24 protein-coding genes are annotated in these 23918 nt (G+C 72.7%); 13 read left to right on the plus strand and 11 right to left on the minus strand.

What is annotated here, in order from left to right; genetic code table 11:
* Together IEZ03_RS08585 and IEZ03_RS08590 are read left to right on the plus strand one after the other, a co-directional pair.
* The coding region (locus tag IEZ03_RS08585) for a PQQ-binding-like beta-propeller repeat protein (RefSeq protein WP_189241174.1) at nt 1–1433 on the plus strand (1433 nt) is incomplete at its 5' end.
* A gap of 61 nt (nt 1434–1494) precedes the next feature.
* Nucleotides 1495–1764, plus strand: a complete 270-nt coding sequence (locus tag IEZ03_RS08590; RefSeq protein WP_184886870.1) for a hypothetical protein — start codon at nt 1495–1497, stop codon at nt 1762–1764.
* Between the two features lie 30 nt (nt 1765–1794).
* Here IEZ03_RS08590 and IEZ03_RS08595 read toward each other — a convergent pair whose 3' ends face one another.
* The 6 genes from IEZ03_RS08595 to IEZ03_RS08620 form a co-directional block, all read right to left on the minus strand.
* Complete coding sequence (locus tag IEZ03_RS08595; protein WP_184890797.1) at nt 1795–3018, minus strand: ROK family transcriptional regulator; 1224 nt, start codon at nt 3016–3018, stop codon at nt 1795–1797.
* Nucleotides 3018–3776, minus strand: coding sequence for an ATP-binding cassette domain-containing protein (locus IEZ03_RS08600; protein ID WP_184886872.1), 759 nt, complete (start codon nt 3774–3776; stop codon nt 3018–3020). The genes IEZ03_RS08595 and IEZ03_RS08600 overlap by 1 nt, the downstream gene beginning before the upstream one ends.
* Before the next feature lie 285 nt (nt 3777–4061).
* Nucleotides 4062–5345, minus strand: coding sequence for a sugar ABC transporter permease (locus tag IEZ03_RS08605; RefSeq protein WP_184886875.1), 1284 nt, complete (start codon nt 5343–5345; stop codon nt 4062–4064).
* 11 nt (nt 5346–5356) lie between these two features.
* Complete coding sequence (locus IEZ03_RS08610; RefSeq protein WP_184886877.1) at nt 5357–6142, minus strand: ATP-binding cassette domain-containing protein; 786 nt, start codon at nt 6140–6142, stop codon at nt 5357–5359.
* A gap of 114 nt (nt 6143–6256) precedes the next feature.
* Complete coding sequence (locus tag IEZ03_RS08615) at nt 6257–7336, minus strand: sugar ABC transporter substrate-binding protein (RefSeq protein ID WP_184886879.1); 1080 nt, start codon at nt 7334–7336, stop codon at nt 6257–6259.
* 510 nt (nt 7337–7846) lie between these two features.
* Nucleotides 7847–8143 carry a hypothetical protein gene (locus IEZ03_RS08620; RefSeq protein ID WP_184886881.1) on the minus strand — a complete coding sequence of 99 codons (297 nt, stop codon included), beginning with the start codon at nt 8141–8143 and terminating at the stop codon, nt 7847–7849.
* Nucleotides 8144–8546: 403 nt separating this feature from the next.
* On the opposite strand from IEZ03_RS08620, the gene IEZ03_RS08625 reads away from it, so the two are divergent.
* Complete coding sequence (locus tag IEZ03_RS08625; protein WP_184886883.1) at nt 8547–9122, plus strand: hypothetical protein; 576 nt, start codon at nt 8547–8549, stop codon at nt 9120–9122.
* A 54-nt stretch (nt 9123–9176) separates the two neighbouring features.
* The gene (locus IEZ03_RS08630) at nt 9177–11702 is read left to right on the plus strand and encodes a M14 family zinc carboxypeptidase (RefSeq protein WP_184886885.1); all 2526 of its coding nucleotides are present in this window, start codon (nt 9177–9179) and stop codon (nt 11700–11702) included.
* Nucleotides 11703–11793: 91 nt separating this feature from the next.
* Here IEZ03_RS08630 and IEZ03_RS08635 read toward each other — a convergent pair whose 3' ends face one another.
* Nucleotides 11794–12480, minus strand: a complete 687-nt coding sequence (locus IEZ03_RS08635) for an aminoacyl-tRNA hydrolase (protein WP_184886887.1) — start codon at nt 12478–12480, stop codon at nt 11794–11796.
* Between the two features lie 155 nt (nt 12481–12635).
* Here IEZ03_RS08635 and IEZ03_RS08640 point away from each other — a divergent pair, with 155 nt between their 5' ends.
* Nucleotides 12636–13709, plus strand: coding sequence for an Rv1352/Rv1906c domain-containing protein (locus IEZ03_RS08640; protein WP_184886889.1), 1074 nt, complete (start codon nt 12636–12638; stop codon nt 13707–13709).
* Here the strand turns inward: IEZ03_RS08640 and IEZ03_RS08645 are convergent.
* Nucleotides 13706–14293: a TetR/AcrR family transcriptional regulator gene (locus IEZ03_RS08645; RefSeq protein ID WP_184886891.1), complete on the minus strand. Its 588-nt coding sequence runs from the start codon at nt 14291–14293 to the stop codon at nt 13706–13708. The two genes, IEZ03_RS08640 and IEZ03_RS08645, sit on opposite strands and share 4 nt — an antisense overlap.
* 67 nt (nt 14294–14360) lie before the next feature.
* Here IEZ03_RS08645 and IEZ03_RS08650 point away from each other — a divergent pair, with 67 nt between their 5' ends.
* Nucleotides 14361–15710, plus strand: a complete 1350-nt coding sequence (locus IEZ03_RS08650; protein WP_184886893.1) for an MFS transporter — start codon at nt 14361–14363, stop codon at nt 15708–15710.
* Here IEZ03_RS08650 and IEZ03_RS08655 read toward each other — a convergent pair.
* Nucleotides 15673–16260, minus strand: coding sequence for an HAD family hydrolase (locus tag IEZ03_RS08655; protein WP_184886895.1), 588 nt, complete (start codon nt 16258–16260; stop codon nt 15673–15675). The genes IEZ03_RS08650 and IEZ03_RS08655 overlap by 38 nt on opposite strands.
* 115 nt (nt 16261–16375) lie before the next feature.
* On the opposite strand from IEZ03_RS08655, the gene IEZ03_RS08660 reads away from it, so the two are divergent.
* Both IEZ03_RS08660 and IEZ03_RS08665 read left to right on the plus strand, forming a co-directional pair.
* Nucleotides 16376–17035, plus strand: a complete 660-nt coding sequence (locus IEZ03_RS08660) for a TetR/AcrR family transcriptional regulator (RefSeq protein ID WP_229808148.1) — start codon at nt 16376–16378, stop codon at nt 17033–17035.
* A gap of 292 nt (nt 17036–17327) precedes the next feature.
* The gene (locus IEZ03_RS08665) at nt 17328–17555 is read left to right on the plus strand and encodes a hypothetical protein (protein ID WP_184886897.1); all 228 of its coding nucleotides are present in this window, start codon (nt 17328–17330) and stop codon (nt 17553–17555) included.
* Between the two features lie 137 nt (nt 17556–17692).
* Here the strand turns inward: IEZ03_RS08665 and IEZ03_RS08670 are convergent, their stop codons facing one another.
* Both IEZ03_RS08670 and IEZ03_RS08675 read right to left on the minus strand, forming a co-directional pair.
* Complete coding sequence (locus IEZ03_RS08670; protein WP_132046683.1) at nt 17693–17992, minus strand: Dabb family protein; 300 nt, start codon at nt 17990–17992, stop codon at nt 17693–17695.
* Nucleotides 17993–18017: 25 nt separating this feature from the next.
* A complete protein-coding gene (locus tag IEZ03_RS08675) occupies nt 18018–18473 on the minus strand; it encodes a flavodoxin family protein (protein WP_184886899.1) in 456 nt (151 codons plus the stop codon).
* A 190-nt stretch (nt 18474–18663) separates the two neighbouring features.
* Between IEZ03_RS08675 and IEZ03_RS08680 the strand changes: the two genes are divergently transcribed.
* The 5 genes from IEZ03_RS08680 (at nt 18664) to IEZ03_RS08700 (ending at nt 23877) form a co-directional block, all read left to right on the plus strand.
* A complete protein-coding gene (locus IEZ03_RS08680) occupies nt 18664–20331 on the plus strand; it encodes a bifunctional lysylphosphatidylglycerol flippase/synthetase MprF (RefSeq protein WP_189241175.1) in 1668 nt (555 codons plus the stop codon).
* A 63-nt stretch (nt 20332–20394) separates the two neighbouring features.
* Nucleotides 20395–21615, plus strand: coding sequence for a serine hydrolase domain-containing protein (locus tag IEZ03_RS08685; protein ID WP_184886903.1), 1221 nt, complete (start codon nt 20395–20397; stop codon nt 21613–21615).
* Nucleotides 21616–21659: 44 nt separating this feature from the next.
* Nucleotides 21660–22346: an endonuclease V gene (locus IEZ03_RS08690; RefSeq protein ID WP_184886905.1), complete on the plus strand. Its 687-nt coding sequence runs from the start codon at nt 21660–21662 to the stop codon at nt 22344–22346.
* Between the two features lie 27 nt (nt 22347–22373).
* A complete protein-coding gene (locus IEZ03_RS08695) occupies nt 22374–23027 on the plus strand; it encodes a TetR/AcrR family transcriptional regulator (protein ID WP_229808149.1) in 654 nt (217 codons plus the stop codon).
* 88 nt (nt 23028–23115) lie between these two features.
* Nucleotides 23116–23877 (plus strand): glucose 1-dehydrogenase, encoded by a 762-nt coding sequence (locus IEZ03_RS08700; protein WP_184886907.1) that lies wholly within the window; start codon nt 23116–23118, stop codon nt 23875–23877.
* Nucleotides 23878–23918 lie beyond the last annotated feature (41 nt).

Here is a 23918-nt window from a genome sequence, read left to right on the forward strand (position 1 = left end):
ACATCGGCGGGCCCGCCACGCCGAAGCCGCTGGAGGGACGGCCCGTTCCCGCGAACCCGCACCAGGGGCCCGTGGGGTTGTCGTCCATGCACGCCGACAGTTACGCGTCGGACACGTACCCGTTCCTAGGGCCGCTCGGTCGCACCCCTGAGGTTCTCAACGAGGCGAAGGGCGGCGGCCTGCCCGGCCTGTGCTCGACGGTGACGTTCGCCCGCAGGACGGGGCTGATCGTGGCGCAGTGCACGCGCGGGCAGAACTTCATGCTGCGGCTGATCGACCCCAGGACGCTGAAGGACCTCGCCACCTACGAACTGCCGCCCAGGCCGTCCACGGTCCAGGCGGTCTTCTCGCTGAGCCTGGACAAGGTGCTCACCGACACGTCGGGCGGGGCGTACTACTACCTGGACCCGCAGGACCGCGCCGTCCTCGCGGACTCGGCGTTCCATCTGCGGCGGTTCGCCCACGAGAAGGGCGCGGACGGCAAGTGGCGCTTCACGGTGACCGATGACTGGGACCTCAGCCGGTACCTCCCGCACGACTGCGCCACCTGGACGAATCCGTGGCCCGCGGGCGAGTGCGACCCCGTCACCGCCGTCGGCCCGGACTGGAGCGGCCTCATCTGGTGGATCACGCGGAACGGGCGGATCGGCACCGTCGACCCCGATTCCGGCACCGTCCGGATGACGCGGCTCCAGGGCGAGAGCATCCAGAACTCGTTCGCGGCGTCCGAGGACGGCCTTTCGATCGTGTCCGACCACGCGCTCTACCAGATGCGGGCGGATCGGGACGGCACGCCCGAGGTCATCTGGCGCGAGCCGTACGACAGGGGAAGCGGACGCAAGCCGGGCCAGATCGACCAGGGCTCGGGGACGACGCCCACCTACTTCGGCGACGGGTACGTGGCCATCACCGACAACGCCGACGACCGCATGCACGTGATCGTCCGCCGCAGGGCCGACGGCGGGCTGGTGTGCCGGATCCCCGTGTTCGGAAGCGGAGCGAGCGCCACGGACAACTCGCTCGTCGGGTACGGCGGCAGCCTGTTCGTGGAGAACAACTACGGCTACCGCAACTTCTTCGAGCTGCCGCCGGGCGGGTCGTCGGTGGGCGGGGTCAGCCGCGTGGACGTGAAGCCGGGCGGGAGCGGCTGTGAGACCGTCTGGACGAGCAAAGAGCGCTCGCTCTCCACCGTTCCCAAGGTTTCGGTCCCCGCCGGGCTGCTCTACCTGTACACGAAGGAGCCCCGCAACGACTTCATCGACGCCTGGTACCTGACGGCGGTGGACGTCCACACGGGCCGGACCGTCTACAAGGTCCTGACGGGCCCCGGGAAGTGGTTCGACAACAACTGGGCGCCCATCACCCTCGGCCCGGACGGGACCGCGTACGTGGGCGTCCTCGGCGGGCTCGTCGCCGTCCGCGACCGCGAGTAGGCCGCGCCCCAGCGGGGATACCGGTCCGATCAGCGGAACCGAGACGGACCGAGGAGGAGGCATGCGGGCACGCGAGCCCGGTGAGAGCCGCGACTTCCGCGAGGACGTCGACGAGATGGGCGACAACGACCAGGACCTGGAGATCGGCCTGACCGAGGAGTACGTGACCGACCCGCCCGAGGGGCTGCGGATCGAGGAACCGGAGGAGAGCGAGGACGGCCTGGGCATCACCGAGTACGAACGGCAACTGGCCGACGAGGACGCGCCCCAGCGGCCCCGCCCGGACACCCCCGCCGAGTCCGACGCCGTGAACCCCACCCGCAGGCCCTGAACCGGCGCGCGGGCGGCGGTGACGGGCCGCTCAGGGAACGGCCTCCGGGGCGCGCAGCCGGGTGAGGACCTGGACCGGGTCGGCCAGGACCTCCGCGAACGCGAACTCGGCGGCGCCGACGAGGGTCGTGTCGTCGCCGAGGGCGGCGGTGCGCAGCTTGACCCGCTCGCGGGGCGCCGCGAGCGCGCCGGTCGCCATGACGCTGCGGATCTGCGCGGCGGCGCCGAGGTAGATGTCGCGGAGCGTCCCGCCGAAGACGACCAGCCCGGGGTTGAAGACGTTGACCAGGTTGGCGACGCCGAGGCCGAGCCAGCTCCCGACCCGCTGCAGCGCCTCCCGGGCGGCGATGTCCCCGGCGTCGGCGGCGGCGACGACGGCCCGGACCGCGTCGCGGCCCGGCTGGTCGGGGGACTCCTCGCGGCCGGCGTGCGCGAGCAGCGTCCGCTCCCCCACCTCGGCCTCCAGGCAGCCCTTCGACCCGCAGGCGCAGAGCCGCCCGCCCGGATTGATGATCATGTGGCCGATCTCGCCGCCGAAGCCCTCGTCGCCGCCGAGCAGCCGCCCGTGCGCGATGATGCCGCCGCCGACGCCGACGTCGCCGTGCAGGTAGATGAGGTTGTCGCAGCCGACCCCCGCGCCGCGCTCGTGCTCGGCGAGGGCGCCGAGGTTGGCGTCGTTGCAGACCGACACGGGGATGCCGAGGCCGAGCCGGCGGGACAGGGCGTCGCCGAGCCGCAGTTCCCCGACGTCCAGGTTGGGGCCGAACATGATCGTGTCGTCGGAGCGGCGGACGGTGCCCGGGAAGCCGAGCGTGGCGCCGACGCAGACGGCGTCGCGCTCGGCCTTGCGGACGAGCGCGCGGGCCCCGGCGACCAGCACGCCGAGCAGCTCCGCGGGGTCGGAGCCGCGGGCCCGCACGCCCTCGCGGCGGTCCAGGACGACGCCGCCGAGCCCGACGCGCGCGACGACGAGCCGGTCGACGCCGACCTCGAACGCCAGCACGTAGACCCGGGTGGACTCGGGGCGGACGACGAGGGACGGGCGCCCGGCGCGGCGTCCGGGGCCGCGCGGCAGCTCCTCGCGGACGAGCCCGGCCGCGGTGAGGTCGGCGGTCAGCGCCATGATCGTGCTGCGGTTGAGGCCGAGGGACTCGGCGAGCGTGGCGCGCGACGCCGGGCCGCGCAGGTGCACGAAGCGCAGGAGCGTCCCCAGGTTGTGCCGCCGGATGTCCTCTTGTGACGGGCCGCCCTTCATCATCGGCGCAGCCCCAGCTCTCCGCTGGCACCCGAGGTGATCAGCTCGACGACCTGCCGGTGGGTGACGTCGGAGGTCCGCACCTGGGCGACCATCCGGCCGAGGTACATCGCGGCGATCCGGTCGGAGACGGCGAAGACGTCGTTCATGTTGTGCGAGATCAGCACGACGGCCAGGCCCTTGTCCGCGAGCCGGCGGACGACCTCCAGCACCTGCTGGGTCTGCGCGATGCCGAGCGCGGCGGCGGGCTCGTCCAGGATCACGACCTTGCTGTCCCACAGGACGGCGCGGGCGATCGCGACGGTCTGCCGCTGCCCGCCCGACAGCGTCGCGATCCGCTGCCGGACCGAGCCCATCGTGCGGACGGCGAGGCCGGACAGCGTCGAGCGGGCCATCTCCTCCATCGCGGTCTCGTCCAGGGTGAGGCCGCGGCGCCGCTCCCGGCCGAGGAAGAGGTTCTGGACGATGTCCAGGTTCTCGCAGAGCGCGAGGTCCTGGTGGACGATCTCGATCCCGAGGCGGGTGGCCTCGCGGGGGCTGCCGATCCGCACCGGGCGGCCCTCGAAGCGGTACTCCCCCGCGTCGAACGCGTGGATGCCGCCGATGCACTTGACCAGCGTCGTCTTGCCCGCGCCGTTGTCGCCGACGAGCGCGGTGACCTCGCCGGGGTAGGCGGAGAACGCCACGTCGTGCAGGACCGTGACGGAACCGAAGCTCTTCTCGATCCCGCGCAGGTCCAGGGCTGGTGTCACTGACATGCCGAGGGGCTCCCACCGTGCCGCACCGCCGCCGCGCGGCAGGCGGTCGTGAGCAGTGAGATTATCAGCAGAGCTCCGCGGCCAGGAACCGCCGGACGGCCCGCGAAGGCCCTCCGGCAAGGCCGGGGAGCCGACGGCGCGCGCCACCGGCTCCCAGGCCTCCCCGGTCGTGTTCACGGGATCACAGCTCGCACGCCGGCCCCGGCACCGGCCCCGGCACCGGCCGCGACACCGGCCGCGACACCGGCCGCGTCCATGGCCGCGTCCATGGCCGCGTCCATGGCGTCACCGTCCTACGTTGGACCGCCGCCGTCTGGCCAGCGCGTCCATGCTGGCGGCGAGCAGCAGCACCACACCGGTGATGAGGAAGCTGAGGTACGCCTTGGTGCCGAGCAGGCCGAGCCCGTTCTCGATGGTGGCGATCACGAGCCCGCCGAACACCGCGTCGCGGGCCTTGCCGCGCCCGCCGAACAGGCTCGTCCCGCCGATGACGGCGGCGCCGACCGCGTACAGCAGCGTGTTGCCGGCGCCCGCGCTCACCGCGACCGAGTTGAGCCGGGACGCGGCCAGGATGCCGCTGATCGCGGCGAGCCCGGAACCGATCATGAAGACGGAGATCCGGATGCGGACCACGTTGATGCCGGCCCGGCGGGCGGCCTCGGCGTTGCCGCCGACGGCGTAGATGTGCCGGCCGAACGAGGTGCGGCCCAGGATGAACGTGCACACGATCAGCAGGGTGCCGACGAGCGGCACGCCCCACGGGATGCCGGCCAGCTCGATCAGCGGGCTGGCGGCGCGGTCCAGGCTGAGCACGTACGTGGCGCCGAGCAGCACGGCCGCGACGACCCCGCACTGGATGAGCACGAGCTCGATCGGCTTGGAGTGCAGGTGGCGGGCGTGCTGGCGCTGCCAGCGCAGCAGCTGCGTGGCGGTGTAGCCGACCGCGCAGGCCACGGCGAGCGTCCAGCCGAGCCAGATCGGCATGTTCCTGGTGGCGAGCGCCACGATGACCTCGTCGCGGACGGGGACGGTCCCGCCCTCGCCGATCAGCCACAGCGTGATGCCCTGCAGGCCGAGGAAGAACGCCAGCGAGACGACGAACGAGGGGATGCGCAGGATCGCGACCAGCCAGCCGATCGCGGTGCCGATGATGATGCCGGCCGCGATGGCGCTGATCACCGCGACGTACCAGGGCTGCCCGCCCTCGACGAGGAGCTTGGCCATCAGCGCCGCGCAGAGACCGCTCGCCACACCGGCCGACAGGTCGATCTCCCCCACCAGCAGCACGAACACCAGGCCCATGGCGAGGATCGTGATCGGCAGCGCCTGCGTGGAGAGGTTCGCGATGTTCCCCGTGCTGAGGAACGTGTCGGGCTTCAGGAAGGTGAACAGGACGAACAGCGAGGCCAGGCCGATGAGGGCGGGGAGCGCGCCCAGCTCACCCGCCTTGAGCCGGTTCCAGTAGTCCAGCACCGCGGACTTGACGTCGTGCTCGCGCCGGTCTGTTGCGAAATCCGAGTCCGCCAGCTTCAAGGCGGTCTCCTTGCCTTCGGGGATGTCGGTGGACACCTGGTCCCCCTTCAGATGCTCTCGGCGGCGGTCTGCGGCGCGAGGCCGAGATCGCCGGAACGGCCGGCGGTGATGAGCTCCACGACCTGGCCGTGGGTGACCTCGGTACGGGCGACGTCCGCCGCGACCCTGCCGAGGTAGAGCGCGGTGATGCGGTCGGCCACCTCGAACACGTCGTTCATGTTGTGCGAGATGAGCACGACGGCGTGCCCGGTGTCGGCGAGCCGCCGGACGAGGTCGAGCACCTGGCGGGTCTGCGCGACGCCGAGCGCGGCGGTGGGCTCGTCCAGGATCACGACCTTGGACTCCCACAGCGCGGCCTTGGCGATGGCGACGGTCTGCCGCTGCCCGCCGGACAGGCTCGCGACCTGCTGGCGGACGGACTTGACGGTGCGGACCGACAGCCGGGCGAGCGTCTCGCGCGCCGCCTCCTCCATCGACGGCTCGTCGAGCACGAGGCCCTTGCGCCGCTCGCGGCCGAGGAACATGTTCTGCACGATGTCGAGGTTGTCGGCGAGTGCGAGGTCCTGGTAGACGACCTCGATGCCGAGTTCGGACGCGGCGCGCGGCCCGTCGATGGTCACCGGGCGGCCCTCGAACTCGATCTGCCCCGAGTCGGTGGGGTGGATGCCGGCGATGCACTTGATGAGGGTGGACTTGCCGGCGCCGTTGTCGCCGACGAGCGCCATCACTTCGCCCAGCCGCACCGTGAAGTCCACGTTGTGCAGCACATGGACGGCGCCGAAGCTCTTGTTGAGCCCGGTGATGCGGAGGACGGGGTCTCCGGTTTCAGCCACGTGGTTCCTTCCAGGTTCACGTCGTGCCCGTGGCGGGCCCCCGGCGTCCCGGGTTTCCGGGTACCCGGGGCGCCATCAGCGGTGCGGGGCCCGCCACGAGGTCGGGGGAAGCGGCTACTGGATGCCCGCGTCCTTGCACTTGGCCGCGTAGGCCCCCTTGCAGAGGTCCTCGACCTTGACGAACCCGTCGTCCACGACGGTCTTCATGTTCTCCTTGTCGACGCCGATCGGGGTCAGCAGCACCGACGGCACGTCACGCTTGCCCTCCGGGTCGTTCGTGGTGCCGTTGGTCTCGCCCTTCTCGCCCTTGATCAGGGACACGGCCAGCTTGGCCGCCGCGTCGGCCTCCTGCTTGACCGGCTTGTAGACCGTCATGCACTGGGTGCCGTCGAGGATGTTCTGCAGCCCCTGGACGGTCGCGTCCTGGCCGGTGACCGGGACCTTGCCGGCCTGCTTGTTCTTCTTGAGGATCGAGATGGCCGCGTTGCCGAGGTTGTCGTTGGCGGCGAGGACACCGTCGATCTTGCCCTGCTGCTCGGTCCACATCTGCTCGAAGAGCGTGGCGCCCTTCTCCGCGCTCCACTCCGGAACGGGCTGCTCGGCGACCTTCGTGTAGTTGGCGTTCTTGTCGAGGATGTTGTGCGAGCCCTGGGCGAACAGCGTCGCGTTGTTGTCGGTGGGCGCGCCGTTCAGGTAGACGATGTTGGACTTCTCCTCACCCAGGCACTTCTCCAGGCCCTTGCCCATCTCCTCGCCGACCTTGACGTTGTCGAACGACACGTAGTAGTCGGCGACGCCGCCGAGCGTGAGCCGGTCGTAGTCGATGGTCTTGACGCCCTGCGACTGCGCCTTGCGCTGGACCGCGGCCGCCGAGTTGGAGTCGAGCCCGGTCAGCAGGAGGACGGTGGCGCCGCTGGTGAGCATCTGGTCGGCGATCGTCTGGAAGCGCTGGGCCGAGCCCTCCGCGTTCTGGATGTCGCTCTCGACGCCGGCCGCCTTGAACGCCTGCTCCAGGTACGGGCGGTCGAAGCTCTCCCAGCGGTCCGAGGAGGCGGTGTCGGGCAGGATCACGCCGACCTTGCCCTTGACCTCGCCGGAACCGCCGGCGTCGTCGGAGCCGTCGTCGCCGCAGGCGGTGAGTGTGAGCGCCCCGGCCGTCATGACGGCCATCAGGCTGAGGATCCCCTTGCGCATTGCCCGGGTCCTTTCTGGGGTGGGCCGCCGTGGCGCGGCCGAGGGGGTCGCAAGCCGGTGAGCGAGATCACATGCCCACCGGCGTGAATGTTGTGCCCCGCAACTTATGTCGGCCTTGCCCGGTGCGCCAGACCTGTCGCCCGACCAATTTGTTGTCAGGCGTAACAATCACGTAACGCGAGATCAACACGGGCGCGACACGGGGATTCGCGGGCGGCGGGATGAGACGCGGCGGCCAGGGCCGTCCCACCGCGGGGGCGCAGTATGTTCGGCGGCTCAACATTCCCCTAAACCGGGGATCGGCCGCCCGGAGAGGGCTTCGCGGCACGCCAGGGCCGGTTCGCGGGCGCGCGTGACGCGGGCTCCGGGCGCGCCGGGGCCGGTCCGCGGGCGCGCAGGGGCCATGCCGGGGCGGCAGGAGACCACCCCGGCCGGTGGACGGACGGTTCCGTCAAGTGTTCGGCTCGGCGACCGCACTCGGCGGCTCGCGTCGCGGTCTGTCCGGCGGCCTCAGTTGACGGCGAGGACCAGCGCGACCCGGTCGGCCGCGGTGGCGACGTCGTCGGCGGCCGCGATCCGCTCCGCCCACGACCACCAGTACCACCAGCCGTCCGCGCCCTGCTCCGCCAGGATGTTCTCGGTGAGGGCGGACGCGTCCGGATTCACCACGTGCAGGCTCGGCGACTGGCCGCGGGGCAGGGTGAGACGCACCCGGAAGCCACGCTTGACAAGCTCGTCGCCCAGTTCTTCCAGATATTCGATCCGCGTCTTCGACGGCGCGGCCGTTCCCGTATCGTCAGGCGTCATCCTCAGTTCCTCACGGACTCCGCGCGGCCCGACGAGACCTCAGCCTCCCGCTTCGCCCGCCCGTGCGCAAGCACTTCGGGCTGGTCAGCCGGGTGTCGGCGGTGCCCGGCCGGTGGGCCGGCCGGCGGGCGGCCGCGGTGGGCCGCCGCGTTTCGGAGCGCCAGGGCACCCTATCCGGGATATCTTGCGCGTAGCACACGAACCGCGATGTGGGGGGACGATGACGGTTGGCGCGGGGGCGGACCCGGGAGCCACGCCGGTCACCGGTTCCGGAACCGGCGGCGGGGCGGGCGGCCCCGGAGCCGGCGGCGGACCGGGAGCCGGACCGGCACCGGACCGGACCGTCCAGGAACCGCCCGTGCAGGGAACGCCCGCGCAGGAACCGCCTGTGCCGGAGTCGCCCATGCCGGAGTCGCCCGTGCAGAAGGCGGCGCGGAAGGCCGGGCAGGGCTCGTCCACATGGCACCGCTTCCACTACGCGGTCGGCGTCTTCCTGATCGCGTACGGCGGGACGGGCCTGCTCAGCGCGGTGCTGATGTGGGGCGACCGGCAGGACGAGGTCGAGGGCTACTTCGGGGCACTGCCCGCGACGGCCGTCCTGATCCTGGTCAAGGTGATCGAGGTGGCGCTCACCGCCTCGGCGGCCGCCGCGCTGGTGCTCCGCCGGGACGTCCTGCTCGTCCCGCCGATGGTCGGCTGGATGGCCGGGTTCGCGATGTTCGCCGTGCTGGACGTCTTCACGGCCGGATGGGGCGGCCTGGTCGAGCACCTGCTGTACCTGGCGGCCTTCGTCGTGCTGCTGTTCCTGTCCTACGGGCTGAGCGCGAAGGCGCAGCTCGCGGGGGCGGCCAAGGACGAGGACGACGGCCCGTCCGGCGGCGGGCCGCAGCTCACCCGGACCCAGGAGTTCGCGCTCCAGGCGATCAACCGGGCCGCAGCCCTCACCGGGCCGCGGCCGCGCCCGGGGCGCCCCGCCTGATCTTGGCAGATCTTGCCCTTGGTGGGTCACCCGCCCGGTGTCACTTTGTCGCTCATGAGAGCCCGAAAACTGGTGTGGCCGCTGGCGCTGGCCACGTCCCTGGCGCTGCCGGCGTCGCTCGCGGCCCCGGCGGCCGCGCAGTCCCCCGCCGCACCTCCGGCGAACTGCGATCCGACGCGGACCGACCCGGTCTACCGGGGCGAGGTCCCCTCCCCTGAGCAGGTCCTCGGCTTCGAGCTCGGCGAGCGGCCGGTCACCGCCGCCGAGTCCGACAGGTACCTGGAGGCGATCGCCGCGAAGAGCGAGCGCGTCGTGTCCGGGACGCTGGCCACCTCCGCGCAGGGCCGGCCGCTCAAGTACGCGATCGCGGGCCGCCCCGGGCTGGTGTCCAAGGCGGGGCTTGCGAAGGTGCGCACGGAGGCGGGCCTGCTGCGCAACCCGCGCACGCCCGAGGCGCTGGCCAAGCACATCACCAGGCACGGCGTCCCGATCCTGTGGGTCAGCGGCAACGTCCACGGCAACGAGCCGAGCGGCACGGACGCGGCGCTCAGGGTGCTGCGCGGCCTCGGCGACCGCACGGACTGCGCCGCGAAGGCGATCCTCGACAACGCGCTCGTGGTGGTCCTGCCGACGCAGAACCCGGACGGCCGCGAGGCGGGGACGCGCCAGAACGCGTACGGCTTCGACATGAACCGCGACTGGTTCGCGCGCACCCAGCCGGAGACCGACGGCAAGCTGGCGATGCTCAACCAGTACCCGCCGGCGCTGTACATCGACGCTCACGAGATGGGCGGGACGTCGTACTTCTTCCCGCCGAACGCCGACCCGATCTACCACGAGACGCCCGAGCAGGCGATCGGCTGGATCAACGACCTGTACGGCGGGGCGATGGCCGCGGAGTTCACGCGGCGCGGCATCGACTTCTTCAACCGCGACGTCTACGACCTCTTCTACCAGGGGTACGGCGACTCGGTGCCGACCAGCGGTTTCCACGCCGCCGGGATGACGTTCGAGAAGGGCAACTCCAGCCCGTACCCGGAGAAGGTGGAGGAGCAGTACCTCACCCAGTGGGTGACGCTGTCGGCCGCGGCCGGCGACCGGCAGCGCGTCCTCACCGAGTGGCGCCAGATGACCGTGGACGCGTACCGGCAGGGCGAGGCCGGGAAGCTGGAGCCCAACCAGATCTACAACCCGCCGAACCAGATCGACCGGCAGGTGCCCGACCGGAAGGTGCGGCACTACTTCCTGCGGGACGGCGACCCGGCCAAGCGCGACGAGGTCCGCACGGTCGTGCGCAGGCTGCAGCGGATGGGCGTCCGCGTCGAGAAGCTCGTGCGGCCGCTGACCGTCCCGGACTTCAAGCCGTACGGGCAGGCCGAGGGCAAGGCGACCCTCCCCGCCGGCACCTACTGGATCACGATGGCCCAGGGGCGGAAGCACTGGATCCAGGCCATGCTGAACGAGGACTCCTACACGCCGTTCCCGTACTTCTACGACGTGACGGCGTGGAGCCTGCCGCTGCTGGCGAACGTGCAGGGCGGGTCGTCCGGCGCCGCGCTGCGCCCGCGGGCCGTCCCGGTGGAGACCGTCCCGGCGCCGCGCCCGGGCCACGAGGGCAAGGCGCCGCGGCTCGGCGTCCTGCAGCTCTCCGCGACGTCGTCGGCGGCGCGCGAGTCGGCCGGCTGGCTGCGGCACCGCCTCGACCGCGACTGGAAGCTGCCGTACACGATGCTGACCCCGGCGGACGTGGCGGCGGGCAGGCTCGCGGGCATCGAGGTGCTGGTCACCCCGGACGGCCCGGCGTCGTCCGCGTACGACGCGCTCGGCGACGCGGGGCGTTCCGCGCTCCAGGAGTGGACGCGCGGCGGCGGCCGCTACATCGGCTGGCAGGGCGGCACGCAGCTCGCGGCGCGGCTCGGCCTGACGACGGCGACGCTGTCGGAACCGGCCTCCGACATACCCGGCACGCTGTTCCGCGTGCAGGTGGACGAGGACGGCCCGCTCGCCGCGGACGTCGGCGGGACGGTCTGGAACTTCACGTCCTACGACCTGGTCATGCGGGCGTCCAGCGGCGTCGCCGCCGCGTACCCCGAGGCGGACTCGCCCGCCTGGTTCGTGTCCGGGTTCGAGCGGGGCGCCGCGGAGCTGGGCGGCACGGCCGCGGTCGTGGACCAGCCCGCGGGCGAGGGACGCTCGGTGCTGTTCGCGGCGGAGCCCAACTTCCGCGCGTTCACCGACGGCACGGCGAAGCTGCTCTACAACGCGATCCTGGGCCCGGACCCGGAGCGTGAAGCGGCTCCGCGGGCGGCCGCGACGGCCGAGGCGGCGCGGAAGGCGGCCGCCCTCCCGTCGCACGAGTCGCCGATCCGGGTGTCGGTGAAGGCGTCCGACGCGGCCGAGGCGGCGTCGGTCCTGCGGTCGGTCGGCGCGAGGTGGGACGAGAGCCGCAGCGGCGGCGTCGTCCACTACGTGGTCGACAACCCGCGCGGCCTTCCGACGGACCACCACCCGTTCGCGGGCAGGCTGCCGTCGCTGATCGCCGAGGCGGGGATCGACCCGGTCGCCGTCACTCTGCCCTGACCGCCTCCGATGACCGTGCGGCGTGCCGGACAACGGCGTCCGGCACGCCGCGCCGCTTCCCGCACGTCCAGCGTCCCGCCCGGGTTCCCGGCTATTTGCGCACGAGCCAGGCGACGGCCGTCATCGTGCCGGGCGGGACCTCGGTGAAGCCGCCGTCGCGGACCGCGACCGTCGACTGCTTCACGCAGCTCCGCCACGGAACGTCCCTGACCAGGTGAACCGCCGCCCCGCTCTCCACCCATTCGGCCACGTGCTTGCGGCGGCCCTTGCGCAGGAGGAGCTGGGCCGCGTGCCCGCACTGGGCGGCGGCCTTGCCGGTCGTGATCGTCACGTCCGGGTTGAGGGCGATCGCGGCGTACGGGGGCGCGGGCGGCGGCCCGGGCTCGTCCGCGTCGGCAAGGTCGAGGCCGGCCACCTGGAGCTTCGCCAGCTCGGGCGGGACGTCCTGCACCGGGCAGGGCGGGAACGCCCGCACCTGCGCGCCCGCGTGCCCGACCGTGACGCCTGGCAGCGCCTCCGCCTCCGGCCAGCGGACGCCGCGGGCCCGCCGGGTCACCTTGCGGATGCGGCGCGACTCCCACTCGCGGACCGCGTCGTGCCACTCGCCGCCGGGCTCGGCCGCGCGCGGGTCGGTGAGCAGCCTGACGACCGCGGCCGCCGCCGCCTCGCAGACCGCGCCGTGATTGGGCGGATCGGCCTTCTCGGCGCGTACCACCAACTGCATCGCCCAGGGCGGATCGTCGAGGGGGTCCACGAAAGGCGCATGGTCAGGTCGCACGTGTGGAGTATTCCAAACTCGATCCGGCTTTCCGGAGACGGATGTGGGTACTGCAACTCTTACCGTCCCCCGGACGTCGTTCCCTATACGGGCTGGACGGTCCCCGCCGGAGAGGGCGGGGGGACACGGCGGACGAGTCGGGTCGGAGGTCGCCGGTGACCAGTGGCGCGTGGAACGATTCCATACCGGGTATCGGCACGTTCTTCGTCGGCATCGACGTGGCACCGGGGCGCTACCGGTGCGACGACGGCAAGGGCGGCTGGTGGGTGCGCTTCACCGGACCCGGCGGGGGCGACCCCGTGGGCTCGTGGCCGCTGCCCCCGGGCCCCACCGAGATCGAGATCGCGCAGACGGACTTCGCGTTCGAGACCCACGTGTCCACCTACTGGCGGCGGATCGCGCCGCCCCGCGCCCCCGAGGACGGCTCGCCCGCCGAGCCGCGCCCCGTCGCCGACCCCGCCCTGCGCGCCGAACTCGACACGATCGTCGCGCGCCGCCGCCCGCTGCTGTGGCTGGCGCCGCTGACGGTGCTCGGCCTCGGCCTGCTCGGCTCGCCGCTGCTCGGCTCGCTGTGGCTGATCGGCCTCGGCATGCTCGCGGTGCTGGTCGCGCTCGGCACCCCCTCGGTCTCGCTCGACCTGCGGCGCGCCCGCGAGCTGGAGCGGCGCCGCGACCGCTACCTCACCCCGCAGGACTTCGACGACGAGGGCCGCGCGATGCTCGGGCGCGTCCAGGCCGCGATCGACGCCGTCCGCGACTCCGAGGTCAACCGGGAGGGGCTGCTGGACTCCGTCGACAACGCCGTCACGCTGCCGCGGCAGGAGTGGGAGATCGCGCAGGTGCTGGCGCGGCAGTCGAAGCTGCGCGCCGAGCAGGAGGAGCTGGCGGGCGGCGGCACGCTGCTCCCCGAGGTCGAGGCCGCGCTCGCCCCGCTGCGCGAGAAGCTCGCCATCTCCGTGGCGGCGGTGACGCGCCGCGTGGAGGCGCTCGAGCGCTACGCGGCGCGGGCCAGGTCGGCGGACGAGGTGCTGCGCGCCCAGCGGCACCTGGAGTCCATCGCGGAGAAGGCCCGCCAGTACGACGAGCTGATCGCCGACACCGTCCGCGACGACCTCGCGCTGCCCGCGATCGAGCGGCTGACCGAGCAGAGCGACGAGCTCGTCCGGACGCTGCGCGAGCGGCTGGCGAAGGCGGCGGAGGCGGGCGGCGAGCTCCCTCCCCCGCCCTAAGGGACCGGTGCGAACAGCTCGTCCAGGTGGCGGCGCAGGATGTCCATGGCCGAGCCCGGGCTCCGGCGGCCCACCAGGACACTCGTCCCGAGCCCGTGCGCGAGCGCGAGCAGCCGCGCCGCCTCGGTCTCCGGATCCCCCGCCACGCCCGCGCCGGCGAGGACCCGCGTGATCTGCCGCTCCAGCCGGTCGGGCCCCTCCACGAACGGCTGGGCCGCCATCGAGGGATCGGTCAGGGCGAGGACGGCGTAGGACGTCCAGACCTGGTGGAACACGCGGCTCTCGGGATCGGTGGGCAGCGCCTCGGCGAGCAGGGCCTCGACGACCTCCCGCGGTGACGGGTCCCGCAGCCCCGCCAGCCGTGCCGCCCACCGCTCGTGGCTCTGCCGTTCGAGCCGTTCCAGCACCGCGTTCATCAGCTGGGCCTTGCTCTCGAAGTAGTACTGGACGAGCCGCAGCGACACCCCGGCCTCCGCGGCCACCGACCGCATGGTGACGGCGTGCAGCCCGTCCCGCCCGGCCACCCGGACGAGCCCGTCGATGATCTGCGCGCGGCGCGCGTCGTGGTCGGCGGTTCTCGGCAAGCTCTCCCCTTCCGGTGTGTGATACACACGTATCATATTGATACAGCCGTACCACAACGGGAGACGGATGACACCGCGCCATCGGCTGGTGCTCGCCCTGGCATGCACCGCGCAGTTCATGGTCGTCCTGGACGTCTCCGTGGTGAACGTCGCCCTGCCGTCGGTCCAGGCGGACCTGGGCGTCGCCCCGGCCGACCTGCAGTGGATCGTGAACGCCTACGCGCTGGCGTTCGGCGGGCTGCTCCTGCTCGGCGGCCGCCTCGCCGACCTCTGCGGCCTCCGCCGCACCGTCCTCGGCGGGCTGGCCCTCTTCACCCTCGCCAGCCTGGCGGGCGGCCTCGCGGCGGACCCCGGGACCCTCATCGCGGCCCGCGCCTTCCAGGGCCTCGGCGCCGCCGTCCTCGCCCCCGCCACCCTGACCGTCCTCACCACCACGTTCGACGAGGACCTGCGCCCGCGCGTCCTGGCCGCCTGGACGGCCGTGGGGCTGGCCGGGGGAACCGCCGGCAACCTCATCGGCGGCGTCCTCACCGACGCCCTGTCATGGCGCTGGATCCTGCTCATCAACGTCCCGGTCGGCGCCCTGGCCCTCCTGCCCACGCGCCTGCTGCCGAACAGCAGGCACCCACACGGGCGCCTGGACGTCCCCGGAGCCGTCCTGGCCACCGCCGGCGTCGCGTCCCTCACCTACGGCATCGCACGCGACTGGAACATCCCGGCCCTCGCCTTCGGTGTTGCCGCCCTGGCGGCCTTCACCGTCCTGCAATCCCGGTCGCAGACACCCCTGCTCCCCCTGCACCTCTTCCGCATCCGCCCGGTGGCCGCAGGGAACGTGACGATGCTGCTCGCCGGTGCCTGCCTCAACCCGATGTGGTACTTCCTGACGCTGTCCATGCAGAACGTCATGCACTACAGCCCCCTGCAAACGGGCCTGGGCTTCCTCCCCCACACGCTCCTCACCATGGCGGTCGCCCTGCACGTCACGCCCCGCCTGATGAAACGCACCGACGACCGCACCCTGATCACCATCGGCGCGTTGACGGCCGCCGCGGGCTTCCTCTGGCAGAGCCGCCTGGCCCCCGGCGACGGCTACCTCGCGGGCATCCTCGGCCCGGCGATCCTGATCTCCGCCGGCGCCGGCCTCCTCAACACCCCGCTCACCAAGGCCGTCACCTCCAACGTCCCCGCCAAAGACGCCGGCGCCGCCTCCGGCCTGATGAACACCACCAAACAGACCGGCGCCGCCCTGGGCCTGGCCGCCCTGGTCACCCTGACGACCACCTACGGCCACGCCTTCACCGCGCTCGCCGTCCTCCTCCTGGTCGCGGCCGTCTCCGCCCGCGCTCTCCCCTCGGCGCGGAGGCGTCCACACCGGACGATCAGCCGACGAGGGTGCGGACCTGGGTTGGGGAGGTGAAGAGTTCGGCGCGCATGCCGGTTTCGCGGGCGGCCAGGACGTTGCGTTCGTTGTCGTCGAAGAAGATGACGTCGGACGGCTGGACGCCGAGGCGTTCGGCGCAGATCTCGTAGGCGCGGGGGTCGGGCTTGGCGACGCCGATGCGGCAGGAGTAGGTGAGCGCGTCGAAGCGGCCGAGCACGGCGCCGTGGCGGGCCTCGAAGCGGGGCACCAGGTCGCTGATGATGTTGGACAGGAGCCCGAGGGTGCGGCCCCCGTCGGCGAGCTCGTGGACGAGGTCGACCATGGCGTCGTCCACCTCGGTCCAGGACTCCAGGTCGGCCTCGATGAGGGCCGGGACGTCCGGGAACGCGGTGCCGAGGAGGCCGGCCACGTCGGCCCAGTAGGCGGTGCTCTCCTGACCGGCGTCGTAGGACGGCCGGCACGACCAGTAGGCGTCCCAGAAGGAGGGGCCCGGATCTCCGGCGGTCTCCTCGATCCGCCGCACCGCCTCGGGGGTCTGGGTGCGGGCGATCACTCCGTACAGGTCGAAAACGATCACGTCGGGCATGGCCCGAGCCTATGCGTGGCGCGCGGGCGCCGAAATGCAGCAAGCGCTTGTTGCCGCGGCGTACGCTTGGTGCGGGCGACGAGCAAGCGGTTGGGCGACACGGCATAATGAGAGGGTGACGACCACGAGCGCCGATTCCGGACGACCCAGGACCCGCGCCGGCGGTGCCCGCCGCCGCGGCAAGGGCTCCGCCGCGCTGGCGTCGGAGCGGCGCGAGCACCTGGTCAGGCTGGCCGCGGAACTGTTCGCCGAGAAGGGCTTCCAGGCCACCACGGTCCGCAACATCGCCGACGAGGCCGGCATCCTCTCGGGCAGCCTCTACCACCACTTCGACTCCAAAGAGTCGATCGTCGACGAGATCCTCGCCAGCTTCTTCAACGAGATCATGGCGTCCTACCAGGCGGTGCTCGACCGGCGGGAGAGCCCCCGCGACACCATCGCCGGGCTCGTCCGCGTCGCGTTCGGGAGCCTGGAGCCGCACCGGGCCGCGATCACGGTGATGCAGAACGACTGGAACTACCTCAAGGGGATGGACCGCTTCTCGTACCTGAACAAGTCCGAGGACGAGGTCGAGAAGATGTGGGTCGACACCCTGAGCGCGGGCCAGAAGGAGGGGTTGTTCCGCGACGACCTCGACCCGAAGCTCACCTACCGGATGATCCGCGACACGATCTGGGTGGCGGTCCGCTGGTTCAAGCCGGGCGGCAGGCTGGACGCCCAGGGCCTCGCCGACCACTACCTCAAGGTGATGTTCGACGGCATCAACCTCCACTAGCCCGGCCCCTGAGGACTGCTCCGCAGGGGCGGCGGTGCAAGGTCGCGGCACTCGCTTCGTAAAGATCATTTTCTCGTCGCCCTGCGCTGCCGGGCCCGCGGGACCCGCCTTTACGGACATGCCGGGGCGATTCGGTTCGGCGAATACATCCGTTCGGGCACAACCGGCGCGGAATCCCACTGTGCACGTGCCCCAACCCCCATAGTGTGCTTAGTCACAATTTGCCGAGTAGGGGTGACGCTTTGGCCCGTGGGGACGCTGTTACCGAGGAGATCTACGGGGGGAGGGCGACGTGACGGCTCAAGGGGGCGCCGGCCGCGACGAGCCCACACCGGAGGCGATGCGCGCCGAGACGGCGCGCGGCCTGCAGGAGCAGTTCCCGGGGGTGCGCGTCTGGTTCGGCGAGGCCACCGGATCGTGGTGGGCCATGGTGCCCGCGCGCGGCGGGCCGCGGCTGCTGGAGGCACCGACCCCGCAGCGGCTCCGCGACGAGATCATGAGCATGCGCAGCCGGGGATGACCGGCCGCCCACCGGGAACGGGGCGCGATCCGTCCCCGGAGGGCGTCCCAGCGACGCTAACTGAAACCCGTTCTAGGCACAAGCGCTTGCTCGGTTACGTCTCCCTTTTCGGCAGAACCCGCCTACCGGGGATCTCCTCACGCCTCGTACTGGATGGACGCCCGCTCCGCGACGATCGGTGTGATGTACTGCTCGACCACCGCGCGGTGCGCCGGGTGGTCTCGGTAGGCCAGGTAGGCGTCGCGTCCGGCGAAGTCCGCGACCACGGCGAAGTCGTACGCGCCGGGATTCACGCCGGCGTTCACGCCGATGCTGTACTCCCGTATCTCCTCGATCAGACCGGGCAGCTCCCCCAGCCTGGCCGCGACCTCTTCCTGCTGGCCGGTCGTCGTCCCCTCGGCCCACCTGAACATCACCACGTGCCGGAATCCGCTCATGGCGGCACGCTATCGCCGCGAGGGGTCAGATACCGCCGACCTCGGCCGCCGTGATCGCGCCGAGTTCCCAGCACGCCTCCAGGTCGGCCTTCGCGGGCTCCCCGGTGACGACCACCGGCGGCTGGACGGCCTTCCACCTCAGCCCGGTGGTGATCGAGTCGAGCGCGCGCAACGCGCCGGTCGCGTCGTTGTTGCCGTGCAGGAAGGCCCCGAACGGGCGCCGGACGGTCTCCTCCAGGCACGGGTAGTAGATCTGGTCGAAGAAGTGCTTGAGCGCGCCGGACAGGTAGCCGAGGTTCACCGGCGAGCCCAGGAGGTAGCCGTCGGCCTCCAGGACGTCCACGGCGGAGGCCGTCAGCGCCGGCCGCGACACCACCTCCACGCCCTCGACCTCGTCGGTCGACGCGCCTGCGCGCACCGCCTCGAACATCGCCTGGACGGACGGCGACGGGGTGTGGTGGACGATCAGCAGCCTCTTCATCACCACGAGCCTAACCACGGGCCTGACCACGGGCCTGACCACAGGACTGACCGCGGGCCTGACCGCGCCCGGCACCTTGCCGCCAGTAACACATGGTGACCTCATATAGCAATGGGTGACATCGAAACGCCGCTGCCGGGTAGGGCTCCACGAAGGATCTTGGTCGGGGATGGTGGTGCAGGTGTCCTTAGTGCGAACGGACGAGGCGGCGCAGACGGCGGCGTCGGGCGTGCCGGAGCGGCCCGTGTGGCCGATCGCGCTCGGCACCCTGCTCGTCGCCGCCCTGGTCGCGATGCCCGCACCCGCGCAGGCTCCGCCCTGGCTCGGCGGGCCCGCACGCCTCGTCACGGGCGGCGCGCCGCTCGCCCCCGCCCACGCCGCGGCCCTCGGCCTGGCCCTCGCGATCGTGGCCCGCGGCGTCCTGCTGCGGCGCCGTGCAGCCTGGTGCGGGCTGATGCTGCTGGCCGTCCTGGGCCTGCTGTCCGCGCTCACCGGAGACGGCGAGCCGTGGCGGGTGCCGCTGCTCGCGGCGGTGCTGGGCGGGCTGTGGCTGGAGCGCGGCCGGTTCTCCGTCCCCGTGCACCCCGAGCGCGGCCGCGCGGCCGTGAAGACCGGGGCCCTCCTGGCCGTCGTCGCGGTCTCCGGCTCGCTGCTGTTCGGCGGCGTGTCGGCCAGGTCGGTCGGCCAGGTGGCGGGCGGGCTCGGCTCGACCGGCGCGCCCATGGACGGCGCGTCCTGGCTGCCGGACGTCCTCGGACTCGCGGGCGCCGCCGGGCTCCTCGTGCTGGTGGTCATCCTGCTGGCGCCCGCCCCGGCGCCGCCGCCCGCCGACGAGGCGGACCGCCGCCGTGTCGCGGACCTGGTCGCCCACCCCGGCTCGGACACCCTCGCCCCCTTCGCGCTGCGGCGCGACAAGGCGTACGCGTTCAGCCCGGACGAGCGGGCCGCGGTCGGCTACCGGGTCTTGTTCGGCGTCGCGGTGGCGGGCGGCGACCCGGTCGGCGACCCGGCCGCGCACGCCGGCGCGGTCGACTCGTTCCTCGCCCGGTGCCGGACCGCGGGCTGGCGGCCCGCCGTCCTCGGCGCGAGCGGCGGGCTGCTCCCCGTGTGGGGGCTCGCCCGCACGATCGGGTACGGCGACGAGGTGGTGGTACGGCCCGGCGGGTTCAGCATGTCCGGGCGCCGGATGCGCAACGTCCGGCAGGCGGTCCAGCGCACGGTGAACGCCGGCGTGACCACCCGGATCCTCCTGGAAAGGGACCTCGACGCCGACCTGCGCGAGCGGCTCCTGGACGTCGCGTCCCGCTCGCTCGGCGGCGCGGCCGAGCGCGGCTTCGCCATGAACCTCGACGAGCTCCTCACCGGCCGCCATCCCGGGGCGGTCGTCGCGGTCGCCTACGACGAGGACAAAGAGCCGATCGCCTTCCAGCGGTACGTCGCCGCCGGCGAGGGCGTCAGCCTGGACGCGATGCGGCGCGTGCCGGGCGGGCCGAACGGCGTCAACGAGCGCCTCATCGCCGAAATGATCGAGTACGCGGCCGACCGGGGCCACGGCGTCGTCTCCCTGAACTTCGTCCCGTTCCGCGCACTGCTCGACACCCGGGACCGCACCCCTCTGGAGAGGGTCGCGCACCGTGCGCTGCACCTGCTCGACCCGTGGATCGCGGCCGAGTCCCTCTTCCTGTTCGACCGGAAGTTCGGCCCGTCCTACAAGCCGCGCCACGTCGTCTTCCGCTCCTGGCTCGACGTCGCCTGGCTGGCCGCCGCCCTCTTCACGCTGGAGTTCGGCCGCATCCGCCCCGTCCAGCGGGCCGCGAGCCCGGTGACCGAACCGGCCCGTGACCTGAGCCGCCCCTGACCGGGCTCGTCGGGACTTCCTAGAACGTGATTCGATGGAGGTTCCCCGTCGAGAGGAGCGCGCATGACCACGGTGCAGGGGCACTGCGACCCGGCGTTCGCCCGTGTCCGCGAGGTGTTCGAGGAGAACTTCGCCGAGGGACGCGAGCTGGGCGCCGCCGTCGCCGTCTACGCGGGCGACCGCAAGGTCGTGGACCTGTGGGGCGGCGTCGCCGACCGGCGCACCGGGCGCGAGTGGCTGCCGGACACCCCCTGCTTCGGGTTCTCCTGCACCAAGGCGGTGACGGCCGCCGCGGCGCTGCTGCTCGCCGAGCGCGGCCTGTACGAGCTGGACGGCCCGGTGACGGACTGGTGGCCCGAGTTCGGCGCCGCGGGCAAGGAGGGCACGACCGCCGAGCACCTGCTGACCCACCAGGCCGGCCTGCCCGCGTTCGCCCGCCCCGTATCGGCGGAGGAGGCGGCCGACCCCGTGGCCCTCGCGGACGAGCTGGCCGCGCAGGAGCCGGAGTGGACGCCCGGCGAAACCCACGGCTACCACGCGCTGACCTACGGCTGGCTCGCCGGCGAGATCGTCCGGCGCCACTCGGGCAGGACGGTGGGCGCGTTCGTCAGGGACGAGTTCGCCGCCGGCCTGGACCTGTGGGTCGGCGCCCCCGACGACGTGATCGATCGCGCCGCGAAGCTGTCGGCGGCACGGCGGGTCCAGGGCGGCGCCGACTCCACCGAGACCGCCGACTCGGCCAAGACAGCTGACTCCGCGAGGACGGCCGACTCCCCCAGGGTCCTGGCCAGCGACCTCCTCAACCGCCTGGTCGCCGCGTACACCGACCCGCAGAGCACCATGAACCGGTCGACCGGCAACCCGCATCCGGGCAAGGGCGGCTACAACAACCCGGTCGTGCTGCGCGCGGGCTGGCCGTCCGCCGGGATGCTCGCCACCGCGCCCGCGCTCGCCGGCTTCTACCGCGACCTCGTGACGGGCCGGATCCTGCGCCCGGAGACCCTGCGTGAGGCGATCCGCCCGCGGGTCGCCGGACCGGACCGGACGATGCTCATCGACAGCTCGTTCGGCCTCGGCTTCATGCGTCCCGCCCAGACGTTCTTCACCCCGAAGGCCGGGCGGGACTCGGCGTTCGGGCACACCGGCGCGGGCGGCTCGATCGGGCTCGGCGACCCCGACGCCGGCCTCGCGTTCGCGTACCTGCCGAACATGATGAGCGACATGGCGGCCGGCGACCTGCGCGCCTACCGGCTGCTGGACGCCGCGTACGCGTCGGTGTCCTGAGTCGTACGCGCCGGTGTCCTGAGGCCGCGGTAGCGTGCCGCCCCATGGAGGTACGCGACCTGCACGCCTGGCCGTCCACCCCGCGCGAGGCCGAGGCCGTCCAGGACCTGCTGCGCCCGATGCTCGAACTGGGCGAACCCGGGCCGGTGAGGCCGCGCACCGTCGCGGGCCTGGACGTCGCGTACGCGGCCGACGGCGGCGGCACCGGGACGCGCCTGGCCGCCGCGGTCGCCGTGCTGGACGGGACGAGCCTGGAGGTGATCGAGGAGTCGGTCGCCGTCGGCACCGCCGCGTTCCCCTACGTGCCCGGCCTGTTCGCGTTCCGCGAGCTGCCCACGCTCCTGGACGCGCTGCGCGGGCTGAAGACCGTGCCGGAGCTGCTCGTCTGCGACGGCTTCGGGGTCGCGCACCCGCGCCGGTTCGGGCTGGCGTGCCATGTGGGCGTCCTGACCGGGCTGCCCGCGATCGGCGTGGGCAAGACGGCCTTCGTCGGCGAGTACGAGGAGCCGGGACGGCGGCGCGGCGACGCGAGCCCCCTGCTGGACGGCGGCGAGGTCGTCGGGCGGGTGCTGCGGACGCGCGACGGCGTCAAACCGGTGTACGTCTCCGCCGGGCACCGCACCGACCTCGACACGGCCTGCCGGAACGTCCTCGACCTCACGCCTTCGTACCGCCTTCCGGAGACCACCCGCAGGGCCGACCGGCTGGCGCGCGACGCCCTGGCCGGGTAGCGCCCGGTACGGGAAGATGGCAGTCTCGTGCACAAGGAGGCGGAGACACCCCAGGTCATCCGCGACACCGCTGGACGGTGGCCCATGGACACCCGGCCGATGCGGGCCGACGCCCGCCGCAACTACGAGCGACTGGTCGCGACGGCCCGCACTGCCTTCATGGAGCACGGAACGGACGCCTCCCTCGACGACATCGCCAAGCGCGCGGGCGTCGGCTCGGGGACGCTGTACCGCCACTTCCCCACCCGTGACTCCCTCCTGCACGCCGTCCTGCACGACCGCATCGAGGGGCTGCTGGCGCACGCCGACGAGCTGCTGTCCGAGCCGGAGCAGGACCCGGAGAGCGAGGCGCGCGGCGCGGACGCCGCGCTGGGCCGCTGGCTGCGCACCTACCTCGCGGGCGCGATGACGCCGCGCGGCACCTCCACCGTGATCATCCAGGCCATGTCGGCGGAGTGGGCGGGGACGGGGCTGGGCGCCGCCGCGACCTCGATCCGCGACGCGCTCGGGCTGCTGCTGGAGCGGGCGCAGCGGGCGGGCTCGATCCGCGCGGACATCGACCCGGGCGACCTGCTGCGGCTCACCAACGCGATCGGCGTCGCGTCGGAGCGCACCCCGGATCCCGCCGCGTACGCCGACCGGATGCTCGCGCTCCTCTTCGACGGCCTGCGGACGCGCTGACCACCGCGCGTCACCGGACCCCGCTTGTTGCCTTGACCAAGCGTTCGCTAGGTTTGCGGACGATGGTCACCGGCGACGAGGAGCGTTGATGGGGCAGCTTGACGGCAAGGTGGCGCTGGTCACCGGCGGTGCGCGCGGCATGGGCAAGTCCCACGTCCGCCGCTTCCTGGACGAGGGCGCCAAGGTCGTGTTCGGCGACGTCCTGGAGGAGGAGGGGGCGAAGCTGGCCGCCGAACTCGGGGACGGCGTGCGGTTCGTCCGGATGGACGTGACCCGCGAGGAGGACTGGAAGACCGCGGTCGACACCGCCACGGAGACCTTCGGCGCGCTGCACGTCCTGGTCAACAACGCCGGCATCATCAGGCACAAGACGATCGAGGACATGACCCTCGAGGAGTTCCGCCGGATCCTGGACGTCAACCTGATCGGCCAGTGGCTCGGCGTGAAGTCCGTGACCGCCGCCATGCGCGAGGCGGGCGGCGGCTCCATCATCAACGTCTCGTCCACCGAGGGCTTCATCGGCGCCCACGGGCTGGCCGCCTACAGCGCCAGCAAGTTCGGCATCCGCGGCCTCACCAAGGCGGCCGCCCGGGAGCTCGGCCGGTACGAGATCCGCGTGAACTCGATCCACCCCGGCGGCGTCCTGACCCCGCTCTCCCTCCAGGACGACGTCGTCTCGGCCACCGCCGACAGCGCCGACGCCTTCCTGAAGGCCCTGCCCCTCGGCCGCATGGGCAAGTCCAAGGAGGTGTCGGGCCTCGTCGTCTACCTCGCCTCGGACGACTCCTCCTACTGCACGGGCAGCGAGGTCCTGGTCGACGGCGGCATGCTCACCGGCGCCGGGTACTGAGGCCGGGCACGCACAACACGACGGGCCGCCGGCAACGGTTC

It is taken from the genome of Actinomadura livida, from assembly GCF_014648675.1.
In the GTDB taxonomy this organism is placed as follows: Bacteria; Actinomycetota; Actinomycetes; order Streptosporangiales; family Streptosporangiaceae; genus Spirillospora; species Spirillospora livida.